Genomic DNA, 24,289 nt, shown 5'->3' with positions numbered 1-24,289 from the left:
CTCAGCGAATATTCGTTTCCTCTTGACATATATCAAAAATGAATGAGACGATGTCAATCATACGGATTGCGTATGTAGAGAGAACATGGAAACCCGCGACCTTCAGAGCTTCCTTGCCGTTGCCGCCAACGGCAGCATCACCAAGGCTGCTGAGATGCTCGGGTGTTCCCAGCCTTCGGTGACACGCACCATTCAGGACCTCGAGGCAGAACTCGGCTTCGAATTGCTGCACCGGGTCGGTCGCCGGGTGCAGCTGTCTGAAGAAGGCGCCGCCTTCGAGGAGGAGGCGCGACGATTGCTGATGTCTTTCACCGAGCTTGCCGCGCGGGCCAAGATGATTGCCGCCGGCAGAGGGCGAATCCTGCAGATTGTTACCACTTCCGCGATCGGTACTGGCTTGATCCCAACGGCCATGGCCGAGCTCAAAGGTGTCGAACTTCCGCACGAGACGCATCTCGGGCAGTTCCTCCCCTCAATCGTCGCCCAGGAGGTGCGGAGCGGACGTGCCGAAATCGGGTTTTCAAGCTTGCCGCTCGATACGCCTGGTTTGGATGTCCTGCGGCTTTATTCAGCGCCTGATGTTGCTGCCGTGCGGGAGGACGATCCGCTGGCTGAACTTGACGTCATACCGCTTTCCGCTTTTGCCGGTCGCCGCGTCGCCACACTGCTCAACCCCCTACGTTTCCAGTTGCATGTCTCAAAAGCCTTGGCGGCCAGGGGCATCGACACAGGACCAGTGATCCGGACGAATACTGCATATGGCGCGTTACAGATCGTGCGTCAGACTGGTGCGGCGGCCGTCATCGATCCCCTCACCGCTTATGGCGTCGCCCTGCCCGATGTCGTCATCCGCCCGATCGACGCAACCGTTCTCTTTTATTGGGGCGTTGTGGCTGCCGAGAAACGCCCGCTTCGTCCAGTCGCTCAGGCGTTGATGGATGCGGTCGAGGCGGTGGCTGAACGGTCGATCGTCGGCTTCAAGAAACTCGATCCGGCCCTGGCTGGCCAATTGGTGACCGATCCTGCGTCCGGTACAAATCACGGAACGGGAATATGAAGCATATCCCCGCCGCGCCAACGTCGACAGGTCTTGCTGCGCTCGAAGTACAGCTCGCGCAAGATCTCGACTTTCTCGAACTGCCCGCCAAGCCATGGGTTCCCGCGCGTTCGCACGATGGCGTGCCGGTCCGCGATGTCGTGGTGATCGGCGCCGGCATGTGCGGACTTGCTGCCACGGCAAAGCTGGTGCTGACCGGGATAACCAATGTCGTGGCCTATGATGCGGCTCCAGCCGGGCTCGAAGGACCATGGGTGACGTTTGCCCGCATGCAAACGCTTCGGTCGCCAAAAACCCTGCACGGTCCGTCGCTCGGCCTGCCGCAATTGACGTTCCGCGCCTGGTTCACGGCGCAATGGGGCGTTGAGGCCTGGCGGTCGCTGGACAAAATCCCCAAGGGCCAGTGGATGGACTACCTGGTCTGGTACCGCAAGGTTCTTGGCCTGCCGGTGCGCAACAGCGTGCGCATGACCGGACTGGCAGCCGTTGGAGATCTGATTGCGATCGATATCGAAGGCGCGGAAACCGGCCGGGTTCTCACCCGTCGTCTCGTTCTGGCCACCGGTCGGTCGGGTTTGGGCGGTTTTGCCGTGCCCGATTTCCTCAGCGGCATCGATCGCGCCTATTGGGCCCATTCCGCCGACGACATCGATTTCGACACGCTGAAAGGTAAGCGTGTCGCTGTCATCGGCGCCGGTGCCTCGTCCATGGACAATGCCGCAACGGCACTCGAGGCGGGAGCCGGCTCTGTTGACATGTTGATCCGGCGCAAGGAAATGCCGCGCATCAACAAGCTGACCGGCATAGGCAGCCCGGGTGTCGTACTCGGCATGCATCACTTGCCGGATGCCTGGAAGTGGAAATTCTTCGATTATACCGCCTCGACCCAGACACCGCCGCCGCGTTCATCGACACTCCGCGTGTCTCGCCACTCGAATGCTCGGTTCCTTCTCGACTGCGGCATAGTTGCGGTGAAGGAGGAGACAGGGACCCTGCTGGTGGAAACCACGCAGGGGCCGTTGCGCTACGACTTTCTGATCGCGGCAACCGGCTTTTCAAACGACTTCAGCGGCCGCCCGGAATTTGCGGCGATCGCCCCACATATCCGCACCTGGTCGGATGGCCGATATAGGCCGGATATGGGGCCGGCTCGTGCAGGCATGTCGGACGCGCCGGATCTCGGTCCGGCCTTCGAGTTTCGCGAACACGTCCCCGGCTCCTGCCCGATGCTGGCGCATATCCACTGCTTCAACGACGCCGCCATGCTGACCCATGGCAAGGTCTCTGGCGATATCCCGGCCGTCAGCGCCGGGGCCGACCGTCTGGTCCGCGGCATTGCCGCATCGCTGTTTGCCGAGGACGTCGAAACCCACTTCGCCAATCTGATCGCCTACGACACGCCCGAACTTCTGGGCGACGAATGGGTCGATTCAACACCCTTGCTGCAGAAGGAGGCTGCGTGGTGATCGACGCGATGGACAAGGCTGCCGGCCTTTCACCGGATGATACCCTTTTCGCCGCACGGCGGTTTCGGCCGGAATTCGTGCGAGGGGCGGAAGAATGTCGCCTCTCCGTCCTGCAGCCGGCAAACGATCAGGGGCTGGCGCCGAATTTAAGGGTTGCTCTGGCCCGTCGCATGGCCGCCCTGAATGCCGATCCTATCCTGATGGCCGAGTATGATGTGCAGCTGGCTCAGCTTGACCCGACTGAGCAGCTTCTGGCCTTGGCCCAAGGGGAAACGGATTTGATTGAACCCTTGGCGACCATCGTTGGTCATGTTGACCTGATCACTCTGACACCGAAAAGCGCGGAAGCGAGCCATATCGCTCTCCTGGAGAAGGCTGGATTGAACAATCCTCAGGTCGTCGCGCTCTCCGAACTGATTGCTTTTGTCAACTTCCAGACACGGGTGGCGTCCGGATTGCGCCTGATGAGGTCGACATGATCTCCTCGGTTCGTCTGAAGCCATTGAATTGGCATCCGTACATCGCGCCGGTCGAGCTATCCGAGGCCACGCCGGAACAGCTCGATGCGATGAAGGTTACGCCGTCGGCCAAGAAAGTTTCGGAATATGTACGGACCCTTGTGCATGATCCGGAAAGCTATCTTGCCCGCACCATCTTGTTCAACGCAATCATGTATGTCGAGGGCGGGCTCGCCCGTCCCGATCGGGAACTTGGCGCGTTGGGCGCCTCGATGGTCAACGGCTGCAAATTCTGTGCCGTTGTTCACGCCCGCAGGCACGCAGAACTGACCAAGAGCGACGAGGTGGTCACCGCGCTGTATCTCGACAAACCTGAAGCGCTCGGCCCACGCGATGCGGCAATCTACAGCTTTGCCCGCCGCCTCTCGGCAGCACCGTCGGAAGCGACGACAGACGATATCGCCGCGCTTCGATCAGTCGGCATGGATGACTGCGAGATCATCGACCTGATCCACGCCATATCGATCTTCGGCTGGGCAAACCGGCTGATGCACGTTCTCGGCCATGCGGAGAGCGGGTGATGATGTCGCATGCGATCAAGGCACTCCGTCCCACACTCTGAAGGACACCAACCAGCAATGCTCGACCTCAAAGATATAAGACTGTCGTACGGAAGCACGCAGGTCCTGAACGGCGTCAATCTCTCGGTAAAGCGAGGTGACGTTGTGTCAATCATCGGCCCAAGCGGCACCGGCAAGACCACCCTGCTGAAATGCATCAACTACCTGGTTAAGCCTGCATCTGGAACCATCGCGTTCGACCAGATTCGGATGGACTATCAGCGCGCCGACAAGGCAGCCATCCAGGCGATCCGGCTCCGGACAGCGATGGTCTTTCAGCAATTCAACGTCTTCAAGAACATGACCGTCCTCCAGAACGTGATGGATCCGCTGGTCGTAGTGCAGCGCAAGTCCACGGACGAGGCGCGTGAAATCGCGCTGCGAGAGCTCGAAAGGGTCGGCCTCTCAGCGAAGCGGGACAGCTATCCGTCCCAGCTCTCAGGTGGCCAGCTCCAGCGTACAGGCATCGCACGTGCGCTGGCGGTTCGGCCGGATGTGATGCTCTTCGACGAACCGACATCATCGCTGGATCCCGAATTGGTCGGTGAAGTCCTGAAGGTGATCAAGGACGTCACGTCGTCCGGCATCACCTCGCTGCTTGTGACCCACGAGATGCAATTCGCAAAGAACATCTCGAACCGGATCGTCTTCATGGATCGTGGCGTGGTTGCCGCCGACGGCAGTCCGGCTGAGATCTTCGATGCGCCTTCCAGCCCGCGACTTGCTCAATTCCTGCAGTCTGAACTCGCTTTTCAATAATCCAACAAGAAGGGAACCCAAGAAATGTCTGCAATCAAATCCAGTTTTTCGCGTCGTTATGCCCTGGCCGTCGCCGGCGGCATCGCAATTGCCCTTGCGACAGCAGGGATCAGCTACGGTCAGACCGTTCGGACAATCAAGATCGCGACCTCTGCCGAATCCAAGCCATTGGCTTGGGGCGCGCTCGGCGTTGAGCCGCAAGGGTATGAACCCGATCTGCTGAGGGCGATCAACGCAAAGCTGCCGCAATACAAGTTCGAAATGGAAGGTGTCTCCGACATCGCGCAGGAAACCGGCCTGGCCACAGGCAAATACGACATCGCGGTCGGCGGTTACTACAAGTCACCCGAGCGCGCCAAGCAGTTCTTCATTCCGGAAAACCCCATGGGCGCCAGCCTGTTGAAGATCTACAGCAAAAAGGGCAGCGGCATCAAAGAAATGAAAGATCTGGTCGGCAAGAGGATCGTTCCGACCACGGCTGGCGGCGGAACCTATAAATTCATCATGAACTGGCAAAAAGAAAATCCGCAATACAAGCTTGACGTGACGGCGTCGAGCGCCGGAATCCCGTATCCAAACCGTTTGGATGAGGTTCAGAACGGCAAGTTCGACGCGCTGGTCCTGCCTTCAAATCTTGGTGAGCAGACCGTCATCGATGAAAAGAAGCTCGACATCGTGGCGTCCGAACCAGTCTTCAGCAACAACACCTATATGCTTATTCACAGGTCAGATGAAAACAAGGTTCTGGTCGATGACGTGAACAAAGTTCTCAAGGAGTTGAAAGACGACGGCACGATCGAAAAGCTATCGCAGAAGTGGTTTGGCGAAGGCATCGTCAAGTATATGAAATGATGTGATCTAAGTAGATATCGTCAGCGGCAAGGCTGAATTGCAAGAAGGAGCGTTTCAAAGTGGATGTTTCTGCTATGATTCCCGAGTTGCTCTCGGCATTGCCGCTGACGCTCGCTATTACGTTTACCGCCATGTTGGTCGGCTTTTGCTTGGCGCTCGTTGCGACAACATTGCGGATTCGCAGGATACCAGTGGTCAGCCACCTCACCGACCTCTACGTGTCCTATGCCCGCAGCGTTCCCGTCGTCCTCCAGTTGTTCGTCGCGTTCTACGGGCTCCCCCTATTGGTGGCCCTGTTCGGCTCCGCAGATTTCTTCTCGCCGACGATCGCTGCGATGGTCGGACTGAGCTTTTACCATGGCGGCTATCTGTCGGAAGTCCTGCGGCCCGCATACCTGGCCGTCGATCGCGGCCAGCATGATGCAGCCGACAGTCTCGGATATACCTTTCGCCAGAAGATCACCCGCATCGTGGGCCCGCAAGCGGTGCACTTCGCATTGCCGGGCTATGGAAACTCCATCATTTACCTGATCCACAACGTTGCGCTCGTCATGTACATCGGGGCGGCGGACGTGATGGCGACCGCGCATTTGATCATGGAGCGCGACTATAACCAGTACCAGTTCGAAACATACCTCGTCCTGGCCGTCATCTATGCGCTGATGTGCCTGATTGCCTGGTTCATCGTGCACTTGTTCGAGCTTCGCTCGCCGATGCAGGCGCCTGAGGCCACGACAACAGCTCAGATCAAGAACGCGGCCATCGCCAGCGTCTGACCTAAAGGGTATTAAACCATGTTCGATACCGAAATTTTGCTCCAGGACACCCAGGAAATTCTGGGCGCCGTACCTGTAACGCTTGAAATGGCGCTGACGATTTTCGTCTTGTCGACGCTAGTCGGCAGCATTTTTGCACTCGTCGAATACAGACGAGTCCCGGTGCTGCGAGAGCTCATCATGGCTTACAAGATCGTCTTCAAGGGCGTTCCGATGGTCATCGTGATTTTCCTCGCCTATTTCGGTCTGCCCCCGGCATTCCAGTTCCTGCTCTCGTTGCTCGGGATCAACTTCAACGCCCACGAAACACCCAACTCGGTTATCCTTATTATTGCGGTGACAGGCTGTATCGCTGCGTTCCAATCGGAGATTATCAAAGGAGCCCTGAACGCCTTTGACACCGGTCAGTCAGACGCCGCCCATTCCCTTGGCTATACGAACGGCCAATTGTTCCGACGGATTCTGTTTCCCCAGGTGGCTCTCACGGCAATTCCCGACCTGACAACCTCGATGATGGTCATCATGAAGGCGCTTTCTCTCGGATTCGCCATCGAGGTTGTCGATATCTTCGCCCAGTCCCAGCTGACCGCCGCGCTGAACTACTACTACCTCGAAGCCTTCGTGATTGCCGTCGTGATCTACATGGTGATTGCCTATATCGTCACCCAGATTGCCGACAGGCTGGAGCAGGCGCTGAGGGTGCGGACGTGAGCGAAGCGTCGTCAGGACCCGCGCAGCAAGGGCGGAGGAACTCTCAGTTGAGGCCTGCAAACAGCTCATGGGGCGAACTCGCAGCCAGACCTGCGGGCTCATGTAATCGACACCTTACCCTGGTGGTGCCACAGTCGACGGCTTGCCGACGATGAAGGGCGAAGTGTCCAACAGCAGGCGCCGCATTATCGCAGATTGGTCAGATCCACTGGACGATTGTTGATGATCGCTTCCATGGAAAAGAAGCCTGTCACCGTAGCCAGGTCGAAGTTCGTGATCAGTTTCTGGTAGAATGCATCGTAGCCGGACATGCCTTGTGTCACGACCTTGATCAGATAGTCCCAGTCCCCTCCGATCCGATAGAAATCGATCACCTCCGACAACCGTTCAACATGGGCACGGAACGCCTCACTCCACTCCTTGGAATGGTGGCGAGTGCGGACCATTACGAAAACCGTCAGGTCGAGTCCCAGCGCTCGCAGATCGATATCGCTGTGCGACCCCCGGATAAGGCCTAGCGACTGCAGGCGCTGGATCCGCCGCCAGCACGCGTTCTGAGACAGGCCGACCCTCTCCGCCAAATCTCGCTGGGAAACGCTTGCATCGATCTGCATGGCCGTCAAAATCTTCATATCAAATGCATCGATTTTCGCCCGATCTTCGATCATCTGACACGCTCTTTGCAAGAAATTGCAGAAAATAGGTGAATTTTTTCGACCGTGGAGCAGGGTACAATCCGAGTCAATATCCGAGCCGGGGAGAATGACCGTGCAAGCAGCTCGCCCAACGACAGGGCAGACCGAGACCCCTCTGTCAAAGTTCCGCCAGGGGCTGAAGAAAAAGGCTGACGTGACCGCCGACCTCCGGGATGGGCTTGTGGGATCGACGGCGAAAATCGTGGGTCCCTACGGGCAAAAGGACCTGGTGTACGCCGACTATGTCGCGTCAGGCCGCGCACTCCGTCAGATCGAGCGCTTTGTGCTTGAGGAGGTCCTGCCGTACTACGCCAACAGCCACACGGAAGCCTCGTATTGCGGAGGCTTCATGACCCGCATGCGTCGGGAAGCGCGCGCCCTGGTCGGTCAATTCTGCGGGGCCACCGAACGGCATGCTGTGATCTTCACCGGCTCCGGCGCTACGTCGGGGATCAACCGCCTCGTCAAGCTATTCGGCGTCGCCGAAGCCGTGGCAGCGGGCAAGCGCGCTCGGATCATTATCGGTCCCTATGAGCATCACTCCAACATTCTGCCCTGGCGCGAGAGCGGAGCAGAAATCGTGGAAATCGCCGAGGATCCGTCTGGCGGGCCGGACCTGTCTCAGCTCAAGGACGCGGTTGGCGAGGGGTCGTCAGATCTGACGATATGCTCGATGTCCGCGGCCTCGAACGTCACGGGCATCACCAGCGATGTTGCGGCCATCACCGTGATCGTGAAGGCCGCCGGCGCAAAGATGATCTGGGACTATGCGGGCGCAGGTCCCTACCTGCCGATTTCCATGTCGCCCGCCCCTGATGCCCAGATCGACGCGATAGTTGTTTCGCCTCACAAGTTCCTCGGGGGTCCCGGCGCCTCCGGCATTTTGATCGTTCGACGCGACGGACCTTCGACGAAAACGCCGTCGTGGCCAGGTGGCGGGACGGTGAAGTTTGTCTCCCCGAAGACACACGATTACAGCGACGGCCTGGAATCCCGCGAGGAAGCCGGCACGCCGAACGTGATCGGCGACATACGAGCCGCGCTGGCCTTCATCGTCAAAGATGCGATCGGACTCGACGCGATGACAGCGCGCAATCGCGAGCTGGCGCGTCGTGCTTTTCGCGCATGGAAACCCCTGCCGCGGCTGGACCTCCTCGGTCTATCGGATCCTGAGCGGCTTCCGATCTTTTCTTTCCGGGTCAAAAACGGAAAGGACGGCTACGTCCACCAGCAGTTGATCACGCGCATGCTAAGCGACCGGTTCGGGATCCAGGCGCGCGGTGGCTGCGCCTGCGCCGGCCCGTATGTTCACAGACTGCTGTCGATCGACGACGAACAGTCCGAGGAAATCAGGCAAGCCATTCTCTCCGGCGACGAAATGAAAAAGCCGGGATTCACCCGGCTGAATTTCAGCGTTCTGCTGCCGGACGAGAAGGTGCAGTTCATACTCGATGCCGTGGCGCAGATTGCGTCCGACGCAACGGACTTCGAGCGTGACTACGACCTCGACCCTGGCCGGGCGATCTTTTTCCCGCGAGCCGCAGTCGAGGGCATCGCCCATGCAGCAGCCTGAAGTCGTCGGCTTCTACGATGCACGGACGGGCAGCATCCAATATGTCGTTGCATGCCCGAGTTCGCGAAGATGCGCCATCGTCGACCCGGTGCTCGATTTCGACGAAAAGTCTGGCTCGACGGCAACGACAAATGCGGACACGATCCTCGACTACATCAAAAGCCACAATTTGAAGCTCGAGTGGATCCTGGACACCCATCCGCATGCCGATCACTTTTCGGCCGCGGGTTATCTCAAGGCAAAAACCGGCGTGCCGATAGCGATCGGCGAGCGCGTGAAGGAAGTGCAGCAGATCTGGCAGGAGATCTATAATTGGCCGGATCTCGCATGCGACGGCTCACAATGGGATCGGCTGTTTGGCGACGGCGAGATCTTCAAGATTGGCGAGCTGGAAGCCCGCGTCATGCACTCGCCAGGGCACACATTGGCGTCGATCACGTATGTCATCGGCGACGCGGCGTTCATTCACGACACGCTTTTCATGCCCGATAGCGGCTCCGCCCGCGCCGATTTTCCAGGCGGCAGCGCAGCTGATCTGTGGCAGTCCATCCAGGACATTCTGAGCTTACCCGGCGAGACCCGTCTCTTTACCGGTCACGACTACAGGCCGGGAGGGCGCCAGGCTCTGTGGGAGAGTTCGGTGGCGGAGCAGAAAGGGAAAAACCAGCACGTCGCCGGTCAATCTCGGAGTGCGTTCATCAGGCTTCGAGAGGCGCGAGACAGGGCATTGCCGATGCCAAGGCTCATGTTGCATGCCCTCCAGGTCAATATTCGCGGAGGAGAGCTGCCTCAGGTCGAGGAAAATGGCCTGCGTTATCTGAAAATCCCGCTCAACGCGCTGCCAGGATCGGTCTGGGGTCAGTGACGAGTTGGAAGGGCTCCCTCCAGCAGCTTCAGCTCACGATCGGTTCAGGATTGCGCCGGATACACGCTCGTCCGAATTGGCGCAGGCGGGTCGATCCTCGCCACGTACGTCGTCGGGATGAGCAATCCTCGGAGCGCTCTCGGAGGTGATCGCGGTAAGCAATTGCGGTGGCGCGCCTGCAACACTATTATCGATCATGTTCTGAGGAGGTATCTCGGATGTGGAATAAGATCGCCAAGCTTCGGTTATCGAGCCGCACCTGGGAGGCAATTCTTTTGGGGATGAAAAGCTTGAGGCGGACCTCAAATAGCCGATGTATGTACTGGTGATTTGACGCAATTCCATAGACAGCATCGTTGGCACCACGAGATTTTCGCGTACAGCTTCGGGATTGCGCCCGGCCGCGGGCCATCACGCACCACTTCACGGCACGTCGTTCAGATTTGTGTAGTGCTTCAGTTTAACGAAATCGAAGTTCCATAAGATAGATTATGCGACTTTCGCCAGTAAACTAACGTATTTCCTGGTCTTATTAAGTTCGCACGTGCGCTTACTGTAGGTCTTAACGACAGTATCCGGACCTTACCGATCAGTGCGGCAACAATTTCCTCAATGTCTCGGTTTTCGACGGATCGATGTTACTTAGGGCCATCATCGTCCGATGAAATTGGACGGGAAACCTGAACTCTTCTGAAACGCTGGGGGTCCGGCGCCCCTCAGGTCAGACCATCAACCTTCGCTCGCCTGCCCTCTGGGTGCACTCACTTGTGCGGCATGCAATAGACTCCCTCGGATTCCATCAGTACCGCGCCACCCTTCAACTCGCTCAGTGCGCCGACCCAGGCTTCCGAATAAGTGCGGCTGGCATCCACGGCCGTCAGCCAAAGAACGCGATTGTCGGCCAGTTCGACCTTAACTTCCTGCTGCAAAGGGCTTGCCTGCACAGTCTGTTGATAGTGGCGTTTGATCCTCACATTGCTGGCCGGGAACTCAGCTTCGTTGCTACCGTAGTTCAGCACAAATCCGGTGTGGTCCTCAGCCACTGAGCAACTGCCATCACGCTCACAGACGATTTTGGCAGCGGTCTTGCAGTCCCATTTCAGTGAAGCGGGCCACATAGGATTGTCCACACTTGATCGCGGCTTGTCGCTCTGACCAGCCGCCGTCAACACTGCGCCTGTGTTCATAATCATTGTGGATAGCAGAAGCGCCTTGAACACTACAAACCTCCCTGAATTGTTGCCCTCATAGTCCTCGTCCTACGTGATGGCCTGGCTTATGGCATGTTGAGATTGAACCAGCTTTTCTGGCGCACGCCGTTCGCGTCATCATACTCGATGAACCAGGGCTTTCCGCGCATCGGTCGAGGGATGGTGTAGTAGGTCGGGCCATTACCGGTGGAATGCCCTCGATCGTTCCCCGCGGTCTGGATTGTTGCCGCAACCGCCTTGCCGTCGATTTCGATTTGGACCTGACGTGATCCGTCTCCATGATGCCTGCCGAGGGCGTTGTTTTTGAAAACGACGGGCAAGGAGAGCCTATCAGCCGCGAGGCGGCAGACGTTCCGTTCTTGACCTAAGCCCGGCCGATCGGATTCGGAGCTGCCAACTGCTTGCCAGCCAGACGGACAATCCTCATACTTCTCAAATCTCGCCGCGCTCGAGTTGGCTTGCGGACAGGTCGGCCAATTGAAACCCGGGGCTTCCATCGCCGCAATCAACTTGTAAATTGGCGGGTGGCACGCGGGGGTGCCTTGCCAGTCGCCGGAAAGACATAGGAGGACCTGACAGCCCCATTCCGACGCTTTTGATTGGGATGGAAGAGCTGCGGCGCCCGCGATGGCGACGGCACCCCCCAGTAGAAATTTGAGTATGGTCATAGCCTTTTCCTCGCTGCAGATTTGACAGTTTACTATGGATGATCCGCGCGAAAAAGGACAGGTCGAAAAGGCAGGTTTGTGCGACTACATCGATTTATGAAACGAGACGACGGAGGCGTGGTCAACAACCCGTTGCGCGCCAACATTGCCCTGACGCTTGAGCGGGAGAGAGCCAGACGCGGCCTATCCCATATGCACATGGCCGAACTGTTTCGGACCGCCGAGGGCGAAAAGCTGGCCTATCGAACCTACATTCAGACTGTGCGTCAGAAAAATAATGTCACATTGACGACGCTGCAGATCATGGCAAAGGGCTTGGAAGTGTCTTTTGCAGGACTGCTCGCCGGTGGGAAGAAAGTTCCGGAATGGGCGCATCGGTTGGACGACAATGCGATCCGCAAGCGGCTGGCGCATATCATCGATTTTGAGCGACAACGACGTACTTTGCACCGCTATGAGATGGCCGAACTCATCGGCGTGGCCGAGGCGACATTCACGAAACTGGAACGCGCGAGCGGCAACATCAGCGTGGACACGATTGCCGCGATCGCCAAGGCGTTGAAACTTGATCCAGCGACCTTCCTCTTTTCCGAAAAGATCCCGCCTGGCAGAGCCGACCCCTAGCGCCCGACGAGTGTTCCTAAAGGGCCTATAATTCGTCCCAGCGCCGGCGCCGCTCCTATGCCCTGCCGGTCCGGCCCGGCGGCCGACTAGCGCCCCCGCCGCGGCTGTCGGGCCGCTGCTGTCATCGTCGGCTGTTAGCGGCCGGAATGATAACGGGACTTTGACATGGATGACTCCGCCGGCGCCGGGAATGCTAGTGATGAAGAGCTTTCCCTTGACGGTCGAAACCATATGAGAACCAGCCGTCAAACCTGCCGGCACGCGTAGAGAAGAAGGGTGTCGTGGCCTTTTCGACTGCCGGTGTCATGCCTGCGCCTTTGTCGGCCACTTCCAGGGGTCGGTCCCGGTAGGTGCGACCCGACATTCATCACATTTGTGTCGTGATGCCTGCCAGAAAATTTGCTGATGAACTGACCGGCCAAAGCCAAACTCACGCTCGCCGGGCCGACTTGTCAGCACGCGACAGAAACCGTTTCAAGCTCAAACCGGCTAACAAAATGTAAGGCGGCATGGCGAGCGAATAGTGACCACAGTTTAATTTCAAAATATTTGGCCTCGCTCCGGCGTCCTTCAGCCTCTGCATGAACCTCTCCGATAGCTCTGGCAAAACCACTTTGTCTCTCTTAGCCAACACAACATGAAGATCGAGATCAGGCCGCGCCAAACTATGTGCATAATTCTCCAAGTTAAGTGGACCCCAGGCCCTTCTGAGATCGGTCAGTTCAATCTCAGGCTCAAGGCTATCACGTATCAATCGTGTCGCGCGACCCGTCCAAACCATATCCGCTAGACTTCCGGCCGTCAGAAACAACGAGGCTTTTGACACAGCCGAGTCATGCGCCGCGACCACCCCCGCAACCCAGGAGCCTAAGCTCATACCGAGAACCGAAATCTCTCGATAGCCTTCGATCTTCAACCAACGTATGAGTTTTCGCCCATCCAACACTGCCTGCCTTACAGATTGGATCGTTCGACCGAGATTAGGGCTAAGCATATAGTCGGCGTGCACGGAGCTGGGACGGCTACGTTCCAAGTGATAAGGCATAGCAATCTCGACAACCGTGATGCCACGCTGCGAGAAAAAGTTTGCAATCTGGCGATTCCGGGCGCTTGCATTCCAATGGTGAAAAATCACCATCGCCTGATCGAACGGCCCGCTTTCTGTGATTTTCGCCGAGACGACATTGTTCTGTTCGATATCAGTAGAAATGTCCGATGGAAATTTGAGCCACCCACCTAGCCTTTCAAAACCCTGATCACTCACACTCGGCTCATCGAAAAAGGCTGGATCAGCCACGGCTTGATCCGCAAGGGCGCAGAATTCCTCGATACTTGTTGTCTTCTTCGCACCTGGAAAGGCGCGTTCCGCGTCAAGGACGAAATCCGTTGGTTTCTTCCCTTCCTCACCGCGTCGCGCCCGCCGCTCATCCCAATGATCTAGCCAACTATGATACACTCTGATTGTTTCCTAACTTACTCGCTTGCCATCGCCCCAACCCTGGATCAAACAGGCCGTATATCGCGAGCAGCACTCCAACGCCCAGAAGGATCGAAAAGCCAGCAAATGCATCGATCAGCAAGTAACCAGCCACGAGTAATGCTACGATCGCTGACATCCTCCACCAAGGCATACAAAACCGACGTTCGACACCTAAACGGATGGTGCCGTACAGAAATACAACACAGGTCGAAATAGCGATAAGAAGGCTACTGTAATGGGTCGGCCTACGGTAGATGATCCCGGCGATCACATCATTGCGCCCATAAAAGGCGGAAGACATATCGCCGACCAACCAAGACACAATATTCTCTCCACGCGATGTCAGGTAAGCACTCTGGAGCTTCATGACTATGGCGATCAGAAGCCCTAAAACAGTACACCGAAAAATCGCACGCATAACCCTGAGGCTGGCTTCATGGAGCTCGTGTTGATGATCCACCTCAGGCCGATTACTCGCTGCTTCTGGGATTCTCCAAAGATCATGGATCACCGTATAAAGCAGAATGAGGCCTACGAAGAACAGATAAAAACAGAGGCACATGTATAGGTAAGCAAGCCCCGTGAATACGACCGCTTCCGGAACCGATATAACCTCAGGGCGCACAATCGCTAACGAGCCCCAATCCGTCGCATAGTTGCCACCCCCTTTGAGCAACGGGATTAACGACACGCCCATCCACTGAAAAAGACCGGCGAATATCACACAAATCAAAAACACCGCCCAATATGAATACGAAGAAGCTTCCACGTTGCGCGCCCAAGCATCGTCGCTTTCCATCTTGTCGCCCTGCGCCACAAGCTTTGGGCGGCCTTCATCTTTCCAAAAGGTCACCAGCTCGGTCACGAAGGCAAAAAACAGTGGCAAAAATACCATGAAGACGAATGTCCAATTCGCCGTCCAAAGAAACCCAACCTGCTTGACGACGCCATCCGCCCGGCCATATGTCACGCTGTGAATCCCTGTAAGATACGACAAAAACCCAAGAGCGGTGACACCCGCAAACACCGACGCCGGTAAATTCAGGGGAGATCCGCGACTAAAAAACGCTTCCGATTTCCTCGCCAAACTAAAACGCCGGCTCGGCCCCTTGGGCTCAGTATCCCGTGTCAGCTCTGCCGGGGAGTCTGTCTCGTCATCGAAGGTCGCAGTCAGTGCTGTATCTGGAATCTCCTGTGCAACGCTGCTTCCGACTCTCTTCCATTCTCGTCTCTTGGCCGATAACCGCGATTGCGCAGCACTAAGCTCCATCTGCCATTCGCTAGTTGCGACCGGATCATCGCATCCAAAAATCCTCGCCAGCCAACGAATGTTGGCAGTGCTAATTCCCTTCTCGTTCTCTTGAAACCAAAGCTGCACCGTTCGCAGATCGACCCCAACCTGGTTGGAATCAATCTGTGAAATCGCCTCTGCAAGGAGTTCGGGCGTCCATGGGCCAGCAGGAAACCCGTCTTTGCCCAACAGTCGACCCGCACCCGCCGCCGCCAGTCGTTTGAATAGTTCTTTGAAATCACTCCCGTCTCTCGGCGGAGGGAGAAATAACTTTCCGTTCCTAAACAACAACTTATAGGCTCTAGTTTCGTTCCGTTTCGCTAGGCTTCGTATCCTATCGTGCCTTCGTCCTCAATCAACGTTTTTATCAACTCGATTTTGGCCGGCACGGGAGAAGATCGAATGACGGGTGACCCGCTGGAGAGGCTGAACATGGTTGTTGCGTGGGAGATATTTCGCAAACCGCCGGCCACTGAACTGACCGGATCGGTCGCAGGGCGGGCGCCCACCTTACGCGAGCACGGCAACCGGACATGCTTCCGAACCCGTGAGTCTGGGAAGCAGAGGGATGAACCCATCTCTATTTTTCTCGCCTCCCCAGGTATCATTTGCGAATAGTCATGCGCGTGGAGCCGGTCGATGCCCATTCAAGTGGTCTGTAACAACGGAGTGATGGAAGAGGCCGATGGGATCGCGAATCTGCTCGCGGCGCATCGTCAAGCAGTCGCCATGGTTGAACGTCTCGGCAAGCGATGGCTGAGGGCCGAAGGGCCGGACGCGACCCTGATCGGCCGGCGATTGGATTCGGTCATGGCGGAAGAGGCTATCGCGCGTCGGCGCGCGGCCGCTGCGCCGGTGGCCGATGTCGTTGAGATGAAAATGAAGGCTGCTTACTTCCAACGGCTGCAGGCTCATGATTGGTGCGAGGTTGATGTCGACGATTTTCGCGCGTTGCTCGGTTCTTTCGCGAAACTGCAGTCCTAGGAGAAGAGGGCTGAAATCCATGAGGCCATGGTATTCCAGGCCGCATAGAGTCCTGCCGGCACCAAGATGATCGCGATGAGAGCGATAGCATCGCCAATGGCGCCGTCGGTGCGTCCTTCCACGGGATAATAATATCTGTGCGCTTCATCGTCTTGCTTCATTGCTGTTTCTCCAACCCCTGGCTCAGCAGCAGTTGCACAGGATGCTGAAACGTCGTGCCCCACAAACCCGCACGTTTCATCTTAGCGTTGATTTCCGCGACGAGGTAGTTCTCATTGACGGCTTTGCCCTTTGCTGTCGTTGCGGCAAACGCATATCCGGTCGCTATGAGCGCGGTGCCAACGTCAATTGTTTCGCCATTGAGCTGCGCACCGCACACGACAAAAACCGCCTTGTCCAGGGCGTGGCCGATTGGCTGGCACGTAACCGCCGCGCTGTCGAACAGCGCTGCCAGATGCGCCAGCGAGGTGTTCCCGCAATCGATTTTGTTCCCATTTGGCTCTTCGGCTGATGTGCCTCGAAGACATGACTGGACGCCATAGAGGCGGAAAAGGTGATCTCCGTCACGCCATGTATCTCCAGTCAGCAGTTGAGCTGATTTCGATACCGCGAGGGGCACGGCAGACTCCGATGCATCCTGGGCCTGTGCCGATGCACACAACCGAAATGCGGCCAGCACTGCGAGGCTCGCCCGCTTCATTCCTGGAACTGTCCACCGAGTTCGGCGGAATGCTCGAGATCCGGGCGCAGCGACTTGCCGTCCTTGTTGCGTCCGATCGCCGCCATGTCGAAAAAAACCATTTCGTCGTCGTCGTAGGCGACGTTGTACGGGTCGTTTGCGTTACCCGCACCCACGAGCGAGAAGCACGAGACAGCGTCGGGTTCACCCTTCCTGCTTTGCAGCACGAGTGTTTTGCAAAGCACGACGGATGCACGATCGTTGTAGATCGCCTCTTCGTAGTCCTGCGCGGCTTTCGTGCAGTCCCACTGCTGCGTCTTGTACGCAATTTTCGGTTTTGGGCAGGCGGCAAGGCCGCGCAGCCGGTACGTCACGCCGTTGACGACGCGCTCGGTCGCCGACGGCACTTTAACTGGCCCGATGAGAGCGGCCGCGTCGCGCTGAAAGAGCGCGCCTTTCCCATCGTAGCGTTCATAGACGAACACCTTTTCGCCCGGCTTCGCAAACTGGAGCAGGTAGTGCTCCGAGGGTTGCGCGAAGGCGCTCGGGCCGTCGGCGCCGGCACCATAAGCCATGCTGCCCTGGAGCAGCAAGACCGTGCAAAGGGCCGTCTGTTTCATCGAAATTCGTCCTTGTGATCGATATCGTGTTGACACTTTACTAGGGCTGCGAGTAGCCATAGTAAAGTGTTAAATTTTGGCGACAGTATGAACACTCGATCCGCTCTTCTGCTCGCGCTCTTTGGCGCCACGTTGCCGTTGCAAGCGCACGGCCGGGACCTGACATCAGACCGCGTGGCAATCGCCTTTGCAACGCCGGCGCAAGCTCTTGCCGCGGCCCGCGCGCAAAGGCCGGGGGAGTGTAAGACCGTAAATCGGACCGAGGTCTCCCGACTTGTGCGTTCAATCGCGCAAGAGGAAGGCTTCGACGCCGATCTGGCCGAGACAATTGCATGGGCCGAAAGCGATCTCGGCTCCAGCCAGGGTCCCTCAAAAGCCGGAGCCCTGGGAATCATGCAGCTGATGCCAGGCACGGCGGCCGATCTAGGGGTCAGCGACCGTTGCGATACACAGGCAAATGTCCGAGCTGGCCTTCGCTACCTGAAGTCACTCTATGACGAATTCGGGGATCCGCTGCTGATGCTGGCGGCATACAACTCCGGGCCCAACAGCGTCTACAAGGCGCAGGGCATTCCGGTGAATCCGGAGACGGCGGAATACATCGTGAAAATACTGAACCGCTGGAAGTTCGGCGGTCTGGTGAAGAAGTCCGCCCTGACCAAATCCGAGACGCTCGCGGCCGCACCGCCAGCAAGCGAGGACGCTTGGCAGGATGGTCATGTCATGGATTTCGGCAACTGAAAGGAGCCAAGGGTGGAATACAGGAAAGCGGGCATATTTGCCCTGAAACTGGCCTTGGCCTCGGCGGTCGGAATAGCTCTCGCGCCAGCCACTGCGTACGCCCAGTCGGCGGCGCCAGTCGAAAATGTGCTGGAGTGGTTCGTCGGAGTTCTGCAGGGCAACATAGCGCGTTCATTCGCCATCATCGCGGTCTGTTTTCTCGGCTTCCTCGCCATGACGGGCCGGCTGGCGTGGATGATGGCTTTCTCCATCATCATCGGCATCGCTCTGATCTTCGGCGCCGCGCAGCTGGTGGATGCTGTTCGCGCGACCGCGGGAGGCAGCTGACGCATGGACGACGAAGAAGTCTATGTCGAGCCGGTCAGTCTGCCACTGACACGCCCCCCGATGAAATGGGGGGTGCGCTACGAGGTTTTCGCGCTGAACGGCATTCTGGCGGTGATCGGCTTTATTGCCACCAGCAGCTTCATGCTCGGCCTTGGCGTGTTCGGCGTGGTGCATCTGGTCAGCGCATATCTGTGCCAGCGCGACCCCTACATGTTTCATATTTTCGAGCGGCGCGTCTCCAAACGCGGAGCGGTGGCGAACCTTACTTTCTGGGGGGCGAGGAGCTATTCGCCATGAGCCTCGATGCCGACCTGAAATTTGGCCGTGAGCGCCGGCGTGAAAAGCCGGCTGCGATGCACATCCCTTACCTTCGCCATGCCGATGACAATCTGATCGTGACGAAGAGCGGCTTTCTGGTCGGCGTCATCCAGCTTAGTGGCCTGCCCTTCCAGACGATGGACCAAGCCGAGTTGAACAGCCGCATGTTCAACCGCAACACAACGTTCCGCAATCTCTCGACGTCTCGCTTTGCGGTCTACACAACGATCATCCGCCGCCACGTGACGCCGGAGATCGAAGGCGACTTTGACAATCCTTTCGTGGCCGAGCTCGACGCCCGCTACATGGATGAGCTTGGGGCGAAAAACCTTTTCGTCAACGAGGCGTATCTGACGGTCATTCGCCGACCGATGGTCGGCCGCGTCGGCTGGGTGGACAAGGCGCTCAATGCGTTCCGCATCAGTACGGCGGGCGAAGAAGCCCGCGAAGAGGCGATGGCAGAACTGCATGACGTTCTCGACGGCGTCGTCAAGGATTTTACCGCTTATGGGGGTCGTCTTCTCGGTGTCGTGAAGCGCCGCGACAGCTTCTTTTCCGAGCCTGCGGAATTTTTGGCGAAGATCCTCGCCGGCGGCGTCGACGTGGAAATGCCTTTGCCGCGCATGAGCTTTGGCGATGTGCTGGCGACGCGGCAGCTGTTTTTCGGCAAGTCCGCGCTGGAACTTCGCGGACCGGACGCAAGCAAGCTGGGCGCCTTGGTGTCGATCAAGGAATACCCACCGTTCACCGCTCCGGGCTCATTGGACGGCCTCCTGCGCCTGCCGCATGAGTTTGTCCTGACGCAGAGTTTTGCGATCGAAGATCGTGTAACGGCGATGCGCAGGATCAACACCATCGCGAACCAGGTCGAGGGCTCCGACGAGGCGGGCACGACGGTCGAGGAGTCCGTCCACGACGGCGCCGATAAGCTGGCAGGCGGCGAAGTCGTCTTCGGACAACATCACATGAGCGTCATGGCATTGGCGCCGGACATGACCGGGCTCAACCGTGCGCTATCCGATATCACGGCCGAGCTTTCGCGGATGTCGATCGTGCCGGTTCGCGAGACACTGAACACGGAACTGGCCTTCTGGGCGCAATTGCCGGGAAATTTCAGCTACATCGCGCGACGTGCGTTGATCTCGTCGCTTAACTTCGCCGGCCTTTTCTCCGGACACAATTTCCCCTCCGGCCAACGTGAGCGGCTGCATTGGAAACGGCCCATCGCCTTGCTCGAAACAACCAGCCAGACGGCCTACTACTTCAATTTCCACGTTCACGATGTCGGGCACTTCACTGTGTTCGGCCCGACCGGCTCGGGCAAGACCGTGGTGCTGTCGTTCCTGATGGCGCAGGCCATGCGCGTCATGCCGCGGCCGCGATGTGTTTATTTCGACTATATGCGCGGTGCTGAAATTTTCGTTCGGGCGCTCGGCGGGCGCTACGAGGTGATGGAGCCTTCTCAGCCGACCGGGTTCGCGCCATTGCAGCTGGAGGACACGGCAGAAAACCGGTCCTTCCTGGAAGATCTGCTCATCTACATTCTAACGCCGGAAGGCGGCGCGCTGGACGTGGCGGAGATGCGCGTCATCAACGCCGCCGTCGACATGATCTACAAGATCCCGCGCGAACAGCGCACCTTCGACCTGCTACCCGAAGTGCTGCGCGGCTCGCTCATCCCCGGCATGAACGATCTGGCCGCACGGATACAGCCCTGGCTCGACCCGAAGGACAAAGGCTGGCTTTTCAACAATCCCGTCGATCTCATCGATTTTTCGAAGCCGGTTGTCGGGTTCGATATGACCAAGATCCTGAGTGACCGAAAGCTGCGTTCGGCGGCGTTGCTCTACATCTTCCACCGTCTTGAAGAAGTCATTGATGGCTCGCCGATCATGCTCTTCCTCGATGAAGGCTGGAAGCTGCTGGACGACGAGGTTTTCGCCGCTTTCATCAACGAGACGCTGAAGACCATTCGTCGCCGCAACGGCGTGGTCGGCTTCGGCACGCAGACAGCGGAAGACGTCGTCAATTCCTCGATCTCGTCGTCCCTGATCGAGCAAACGAAGACCAACATTTTCTTCCCCAACCCGAAGGCGAGCAAGGACTCCTACATCGAGCGCTTCTCGTTGACGGCGAAGGAATTCGAGTTCGTGCGCCGAACCGCCAAGGAAACACGCACCTTCCTCGTCAAGCACGACAGCGACTCGATCGTAGCCAAGCTCGATTTGTCGGCGATGCCCGATCTCATCAAGGTCTTGTCCTCGAACGAAGCCAACAGCAAGGAATGCGCACGGCTCCGGGAGACCTTCGGCGACGAGCCGGAGATGTGGCTGCCATACTTCTGCGGATGGGAGAACGAGCATGACGAAGCGGCTTAGCAGCGCTTGTCTGGCCGTGGCTCTCGCGACGGCGGGAAGCATGAGCGTGGCTGTCGCTCAGATCGCGGTCATCGACGGGCAGAACCTCGACAAGCGGCAAGAGGACGAGCAGCACAGCAAGACGTCGGATGAAGCGAAGAAGGACGAAACCGACAAGAAGACAGGCGTCGTCTGCACCTATTCGAACAAATATCGCTCACAGATGTTTCGCCGGTCGCCGGCCGACGCGTTGCAGCGCGACGCCGGCAACGTAAAGCTAATCCGCTACTATGCGCAAAAGTACGGCGTTCCCGAAGGCCTGGCACTGTCCGTCGCCTATCAGGAATCGCGCTTCGACACATGCGCCGGGAGCCACACCGGCGTCAAAGGCGTCATGCAGCTGACCAAGGGCACCGGCAAGTCCATGGGACTGGACCGCGACGTGAACGAGCAGAATGTCGAAGGCGGTGTCAAATATCTCGGAATGGGCGTGAAGCAATGCGGGGCGACGAATTACAGCTGTCTCGCCTCCTTCTACAACGGATCGAACGCAGGGGAGCAGAACCAATGGGCCGGCGGCGTCGGCCGTTGGAACAGCCACTTCAATGACTATGTGTCGAGCGGCAAGGCTCCGGCCGCCGCGCCGCCACCGTTCTCGATCGTAACGGCCGACGGCGCGGGCGGCACGGCCCAGAACACGGCCATGGGCACGGTGAGAAAGGCGGCTGGCGGCCTTGATGCAAGCTCATCGCAGATCGGCGCCAACAATGCGGCGATCGACGCCCTGGCGGGCAATGTTGGCCAGGTGACCGAATACAAGGACGCCTGGGAGCTGAACTCGTCCGCTCGTGGGATCAACGCCGGTGTCACCAACCAATACCTCGCCCAGGCGGGCGACTTTACGGCGTTGCTGGCTCAGCTTCTATCGTTGCAGAACGTTCAGGCATCGCAGGCGTCGAAGCTGGTGCAACAGCCGAAGAGCGGTTCTCCAAACCCGTTCTCTTGTGATCCCGCCGAACTGGAACGGTTGAAGATCGATCGCGGCGGGTGGTCACCATGTGCACTTGAGAACGCGGGGGCAAGCTCGGCTGACAGCCGCTCGATGATCATCACCAGTGATCCTGCTGGTGCTGCCAGCGTGATCGATTCGCTACAGCAATAGGAGGCTGACATGAAGAAATTCGCGATTGCGGCCAGTCTGGCGCTTTGGGCAAGCACGGCCCATGCACAGATTGCCGTCATTGATGGCGTCAATCTCGATGTAGCCCGCAAAAATGCGGACAACACCAACTCCATCATGGACTCCAACAAGGATATTCTGAAAAAGAGCGAGGAGATCCTGCAGGCTCTCAGCGGCAGTCGTGACGGTTCGCTCGGCATCGGACAAATGGGCCTCGGCGGCAACATGTCGATTGCCCAGGCGCCGTCGTTCGGATCGATCCTGAACGGCGGGGCTCTTTCGTTTGGCGGCCTTTCGCCCGAAATCCAGAAAATCGCCGGCGCCGTCATCAACGGGCTCCAGCTGGTGAAGCAACTCCAGCAGATTGCCGGCAAGGAGACCAGCGCCGTCAACATGGCCTATGGCGGCAGCGTCAATGTGGCCTCGCTGCTAAGCGCATTGACCTCGCAGGCTTCGCAGGGCGTTACCCAGCGCCAACAGTCTCTGCAGTCAGCGAGCGGGCAGATCGGGCAGTCGCAGGACGTCAAGGGTTCGGTGGACCAGAACACACGAATGCAGCTGGAAAACGCGCGCGCGGTCAACGAATTGATCGGGGTCCAGAACGGTGCGGTCGCCGCCCTGAATGAGAAGCTGAAGGGAGATCTTCTTCGCCAGAGCCAGGTGCAGAAGATGATGACACCGCGCACCGTCAATCCGTTCGCGGAATTCGGCAAGAGCGGAGGCTGAGCGCTTGTCGAGGCGAGTCCTGCGCATATGCGTTGTGATTGGGCTCGGCGCAGGGCTTTTTGGATGCGCAAATCGCGAACTGAAAGCGCCGTGCGGGCCTTTGGCGTATGCGCACGCCGACGAATGCGGCGCGCTGAAGCCGGTCAATTCAACGCCATTCGCCAGCATCATTGACGAGGATCCATGAACGGTCTCGCCGCAAGCATCCTCGGTGGCATTGACAACATCGGTGAGGACTTCGTTCGCACCGTCTATATGCAGTTGGGCAATGCGATGGGCAACGTCTTCACCCTGATGCTGACCCTTTATATCGTGTGGTGGGGCTATTCGATCCTGAGTGGGCGTGAGTCGATTTCGCCAATCGAAGCGGCCTATCGCCTCGGCCGCGCCGTCATCATCTATCTGCTGCTGACCGGATGGGGCACATTTTCCGCGACGATCTATCAGCTCGTGCAAAGCATTCCAGACGAGGTCGGTAAGGTGATCGTCGGCGCCGTGTCACGGGCCACCGGCAATCAGCTTAGCGACCAGGCGGCAATTCCAGCGCTTATCGACAATCTCTACCAAGGGGCGCAGGACGTCGCCAATCAGGTCTACAGCGGATCCTTCTATGACATTTTTGGTGCGCTCTTGTCGCTGCTCGTTCTGCTGTCTGCCATCATCTTCGCAGCGCTTGCCATTGCCGCGATCATCGCCGCCAAAGTGATGTTGTTCATCACGCTAGCCTTGGCGCCGATATGGATCATTCTTTGGCTTTACCGATGGTCCTCGCGCATGAGCGAAGGCTTCCTTTCGCTGACCACCTTTCTGATGATCCAGCAAGTCCTGATCTACGGCTTTCTCGGTTTCTACTTCTCGCTCGTCAATGCGGCGCTGAACACCGCTACGTCCGGCGGAGCGACCATGGACAGCAAAATGTCGCTGGTGCTGCCCTTGGTGCTGGTGACGATCATCGGGATCTACGTTCTCATGCAGATACCCTCGATTGCTTCGATCCTGAATGGAGGCGGGTATCTCAGCACCGTGGGAGCTCGCTACTCATATGGGAGGTTCGGCAGGAATGCCGTGCGCTACTCCGGCGCGCGATGGGCCGCAGGCCGTGCCGCTCGGGGCGCCCGGCAGCTCGCGGCAAACAGTTTTCGATCTTCGCGAGGAGCGAGGGCCGACGACGCAACCCGGTCCGCCATCCAGCAAGGTGCGCGCGATAACTCCAGGCCTCTGGCCTAAAACACAAGAACGATCACCGATAGC

General features: G+C 58.2%; 27 protein-coding genes. 19 read left to right on the top strand and 8 right to left on the bottom strand.

All coding sequences use genetic code 11. The features are described from left to right. Positions 1-85 precede the first annotated feature (85 nt). Genes NKH78_RS22780 through NKH78_RS22745 form a run of 8 tightly spaced genes read left to right on the top strand, consistent with a single transcriptional unit; the run spans position 86 to position 6,699 of the window. Positions 86-1,057 carry a LysR family transcriptional regulator gene (locus tag NKH78_RS22780; protein ID WP_352689180.1) on the top strand — a complete coding sequence of 324 codons (972 nt, stop codon included), beginning with the start codon at positions 86-88 and terminating at the stop codon, positions 1,055-1,057. Then, on the top strand, positions 1,054-2,523 hold the full coding sequence (locus tag NKH78_RS22775) for an NAD(P)-binding domain-containing protein (RefSeq protein ID WP_352689178.1): 1,470 nt from the start codon (positions 1,054-1,056) through the stop codon (positions 2,521-2,523). The genes NKH78_RS22780 and NKH78_RS22775 overlap by 4 nt, the downstream gene beginning before the upstream one ends. Then, on the top strand, positions 2,520-3,002 hold the full coding sequence (locus NKH78_RS22770; protein WP_352689175.1) for a CMD domain-containing protein: 483 nt from the start codon (positions 2,520-2,522) through the stop codon (positions 3,000-3,002). Before NKH78_RS22775 ends, NKH78_RS22770 begins: the two co-directional genes overlap by 4 nt. Next, positions 2,999-3,562 (top strand): peroxidase-related enzyme, encoded by a 564-nt coding sequence (locus NKH78_RS22765; RefSeq protein WP_352689173.1) that lies wholly within the window; start codon positions 2,999-3,001, stop codon positions 3,560-3,562. Before NKH78_RS22770 ends, NKH78_RS22765 begins: the two co-directional genes overlap by 4 nt. Before the next feature lie 57 nt (positions 3,563-3,619). Then, entirely contained in the window at positions 3,620-4,360 is a 741-nt protein-coding gene (locus NKH78_RS22760) for an amino acid ABC transporter ATP-binding protein (RefSeq protein ID WP_352884172.1), read from the top strand. 24 nt (positions 4,361-4,384) lie between these two features. Further along, positions 4,385-5,212: a transporter substrate-binding domain-containing protein gene (locus NKH78_RS22755; protein ID WP_352884170.1), complete on the top strand. Its 828-nt coding sequence runs from the start codon at positions 4,385-4,387 to the stop codon at positions 5,210-5,212. A gap of 59 nt (positions 5,213-5,271) precedes the next feature. Then, entirely contained in the window at positions 5,272-5,988 is a 717-nt protein-coding gene (locus NKH78_RS22750; protein WP_031194726.1) for an amino acid ABC transporter permease, read from the top strand. 18 nt (positions 5,989-6,006) lie between these two features. Next, positions 6,007-6,699, top strand: a complete 693-nt coding sequence (locus tag NKH78_RS22745; protein ID WP_352884167.1) for an amino acid ABC transporter permease — start codon at positions 6,007-6,009, stop codon at positions 6,697-6,699. Positions 6,700-6,884: 185 nt separating this feature from the next. Here NKH78_RS22745 and NKH78_RS22740 read toward each other — a convergent pair whose 3' ends face one another. Continuing rightward, entirely contained in the window at positions 6,885-7,367 is a 483-nt protein-coding gene (locus tag NKH78_RS22740; protein WP_352508390.1) for an Lrp/AsnC family transcriptional regulator, read from the bottom strand. Between the two features lie 94 nt (positions 7,368-7,461). On the opposite strand from NKH78_RS22740, the gene NKH78_RS22735 reads away from it, so the two are divergent. Together NKH78_RS22735 and NKH78_RS22730 are read left to right on the top strand one after the other, a co-directional pair. After that, positions 7,462-8,967: an aminotransferase class V-fold PLP-dependent enzyme gene (locus NKH78_RS22735; RefSeq protein WP_352884163.1), complete on the top strand. Its 1,506-nt coding sequence runs from the start codon at positions 7,462-7,464 to the stop codon at positions 8,965-8,967. After that, positions 8,954-9,832 carry an MBL fold metallo-hydrolase gene (locus NKH78_RS22730; RefSeq protein WP_352884161.1) on the top strand — a complete coding sequence of 293 codons (879 nt, stop codon included), beginning with the start codon at positions 8,954-8,956 and terminating at the stop codon, positions 9,830-9,832. Before NKH78_RS22735 ends, NKH78_RS22730 begins: the two co-directional genes overlap by 14 nt. Positions 9,833-10,593: 761 nt before the next feature. Here NKH78_RS22730 and NKH78_RS22725 read toward each other — a convergent pair. Together NKH78_RS22725 and NKH78_RS22720 are read right to left on the bottom strand one after the other, a co-directional pair. Continuing rightward, positions 10,594-11,052, bottom strand: a complete 459-nt coding sequence (locus tag NKH78_RS22725; RefSeq protein WP_352668388.1) for a hypothetical protein — start codon at positions 11,050-11,052, stop codon at positions 10,594-10,596. Positions 11,053-11,108: 56 nt separating this feature from the next. Next, positions 11,109-11,711, bottom strand: coding sequence for a hypothetical protein (locus tag NKH78_RS22720; RefSeq protein WP_352884158.1), 603 nt, complete (start codon positions 11,709-11,711; stop codon positions 11,109-11,111). 117 nt (positions 11,712-11,828) lie between these two features. On the opposite strand from NKH78_RS22720, the gene NKH78_RS22715 reads away from it, so the two are divergent. Next, positions 11,829-12,335 carry a helix-turn-helix domain-containing protein gene (locus NKH78_RS22715; RefSeq protein ID WP_352884156.1) on the top strand — a complete coding sequence of 169 codons (507 nt, stop codon included), beginning with the start codon at positions 11,829-11,831 and terminating at the stop codon, positions 12,333-12,335. Between the two features lie 430 nt (positions 12,336-12,765). Here NKH78_RS22715 and NKH78_RS22710 read toward each other — a convergent pair whose 3' ends face one another. Together NKH78_RS22710 and NKH78_RS22705 are read right to left on the bottom strand one after the other, a co-directional pair. Continuing rightward, on the bottom strand, positions 12,766-13,791 hold the full coding sequence (locus tag NKH78_RS22710) for an alpha/beta fold hydrolase (protein WP_352884154.1): 1,026 nt from the start codon (positions 13,789-13,791) through the stop codon (positions 12,766-12,768). Further along, positions 13,781-15,394 carry an RcgA family putative transporter gene (locus NKH78_RS22705; RefSeq protein ID WP_352884271.1) on the bottom strand — a complete coding sequence of 538 codons (1,614 nt, stop codon included), beginning with the start codon at positions 15,392-15,394 and terminating at the stop codon, positions 13,781-13,783. The genes NKH78_RS22710 and NKH78_RS22705 overlap by 11 nt, the downstream gene beginning before the upstream one ends. 351 nt (positions 15,395-15,745) lie before the next feature. Here NKH78_RS22705 and NKH78_RS22700 point away from each other — a divergent pair, with 351 nt between their 5' ends. After that, positions 15,746-16,090 (top strand): hypothetical protein, encoded by a 345-nt coding sequence (locus NKH78_RS22700; RefSeq protein WP_352884152.1) that lies wholly within the window; start codon positions 15,746-15,748, stop codon positions 16,088-16,090. On the opposite strand, the gene NKH78_RS22695 is transcribed toward NKH78_RS22700, so the two are convergent. Genes NKH78_RS22695 through NKH78_RS22685 form a run of 3 tightly spaced genes read right to left on the bottom strand, consistent with a single transcriptional unit; the run spans position 16,087 to position 17,389 of the window. Next, the gene (locus tag NKH78_RS22695) at positions 16,087-16,251 is read right to left on the bottom strand and encodes a hypothetical protein (protein ID WP_352884150.1); all 165 of its coding nucleotides are present in this window, start codon (positions 16,249-16,251) and stop codon (positions 16,087-16,089) included. The two genes, NKH78_RS22700 and NKH78_RS22695, sit on opposite strands and share 4 nt — an antisense overlap. Next, positions 16,248-16,790: a thermonuclease family protein gene (locus NKH78_RS22690; RefSeq protein WP_352884148.1), complete on the bottom strand. Its 543-nt coding sequence runs from the start codon at positions 16,788-16,790 to the stop codon at positions 16,248-16,250. The genes NKH78_RS22695 and NKH78_RS22690 overlap by 4 nt, the downstream gene beginning before the upstream one ends. Next, the gene (locus NKH78_RS22685) at positions 16,787-17,389 is read right to left on the bottom strand and encodes a hypothetical protein (protein ID WP_352884146.1); all 603 of its coding nucleotides are present in this window, start codon (positions 17,387-17,389) and stop codon (positions 16,787-16,789) included. The genes NKH78_RS22690 and NKH78_RS22685 overlap by 4 nt, the downstream gene beginning before the upstream one ends. A gap of 87 nt (positions 17,390-17,476) precedes the next feature. Here NKH78_RS22685 and NKH78_RS22680 point away from each other — a divergent pair, with 87 nt between their 5' ends. The 7 genes from NKH78_RS22680 to NKH78_RS22650 all read left to right on the top strand — a co-directional run bounded on the left by NKH78_RS22680 (position 17,477) and on the right by NKH78_RS22650 (position 24,265). After that, a complete protein-coding gene (locus NKH78_RS22680) occupies positions 17,477-18,130 on the top strand; it encodes a lytic transglycosylase domain-containing protein (protein WP_352884144.1) in 654 nt (217 codons plus the stop codon). Positions 18,131-18,142: 12 nt separating this feature from the next. Beyond that, a complete protein-coding gene (locus tag NKH78_RS22675; protein ID WP_224615608.1) occupies positions 18,143-18,457 on the top strand; it encodes a TrbC/VirB2 family type IV secretion system protein in 315 nt (104 codons plus the stop codon). A 3-nt stretch (positions 18,458-18,460) separates the two neighbouring features. Then, complete coding sequence (locus NKH78_RS22670) at positions 18,461-18,754, top strand: VirB3 family type IV secretion system protein (RefSeq protein ID WP_023720449.1); 294 nt, start codon at positions 18,461-18,463, stop codon at positions 18,752-18,754. Next, positions 18,751-21,153 carry a VirB4 family type IV secretion/conjugal transfer ATPase gene (locus NKH78_RS22665; protein ID WP_352884142.1) on the top strand — a complete coding sequence of 801 codons (2,403 nt, stop codon included), beginning with the start codon at positions 18,751-18,753 and terminating at the stop codon, positions 21,151-21,153. The genes NKH78_RS22670 and NKH78_RS22665 overlap by 4 nt, the downstream gene beginning before the upstream one ends. Then, positions 21,137-22,294: a transglycosylase SLT domain-containing protein gene (locus NKH78_RS22660; protein ID WP_352884140.1), complete on the top strand. Its 1,158-nt coding sequence runs from the start codon at positions 21,137-21,139 to the stop codon at positions 22,292-22,294. Before NKH78_RS22665 ends, NKH78_RS22660 begins: the two co-directional genes overlap by 17 nt. A gap of 9 nt (positions 22,295-22,303) precedes the next feature. Further along, positions 22,304-23,038 (top strand): type IV secretion system protein, encoded by a 735-nt coding sequence (locus NKH78_RS22655; RefSeq protein ID WP_352884138.1) that lies wholly within the window; start codon positions 22,304-22,306, stop codon positions 23,036-23,038. 183 nt (positions 23,039-23,221) lie between these two features. After that, positions 23,222-24,265 carry a TrbL/VirB6 family protein gene (locus NKH78_RS22650; RefSeq protein ID WP_352884136.1) on the top strand — a complete coding sequence of 348 codons (1,044 nt, stop codon included), beginning with the start codon at positions 23,222-23,224 and terminating at the stop codon, positions 24,263-24,265. The last annotated feature ends 24 nt before the right edge of the window (positions 24,266-24,289 follow it).

The organism is Mesorhizobium sp. M0910, from assembly GCF_040319465.1.
Lineage (GTDB): Bacteria > Pseudomonadota > Alphaproteobacteria > Rhizobiales > Rhizobiaceae > Mesorhizobium.
The sequence above is the reverse complement of the archived record's forward strand: the minus strand, read 5'-3'. Positions and strand labels throughout refer to the sequence as shown.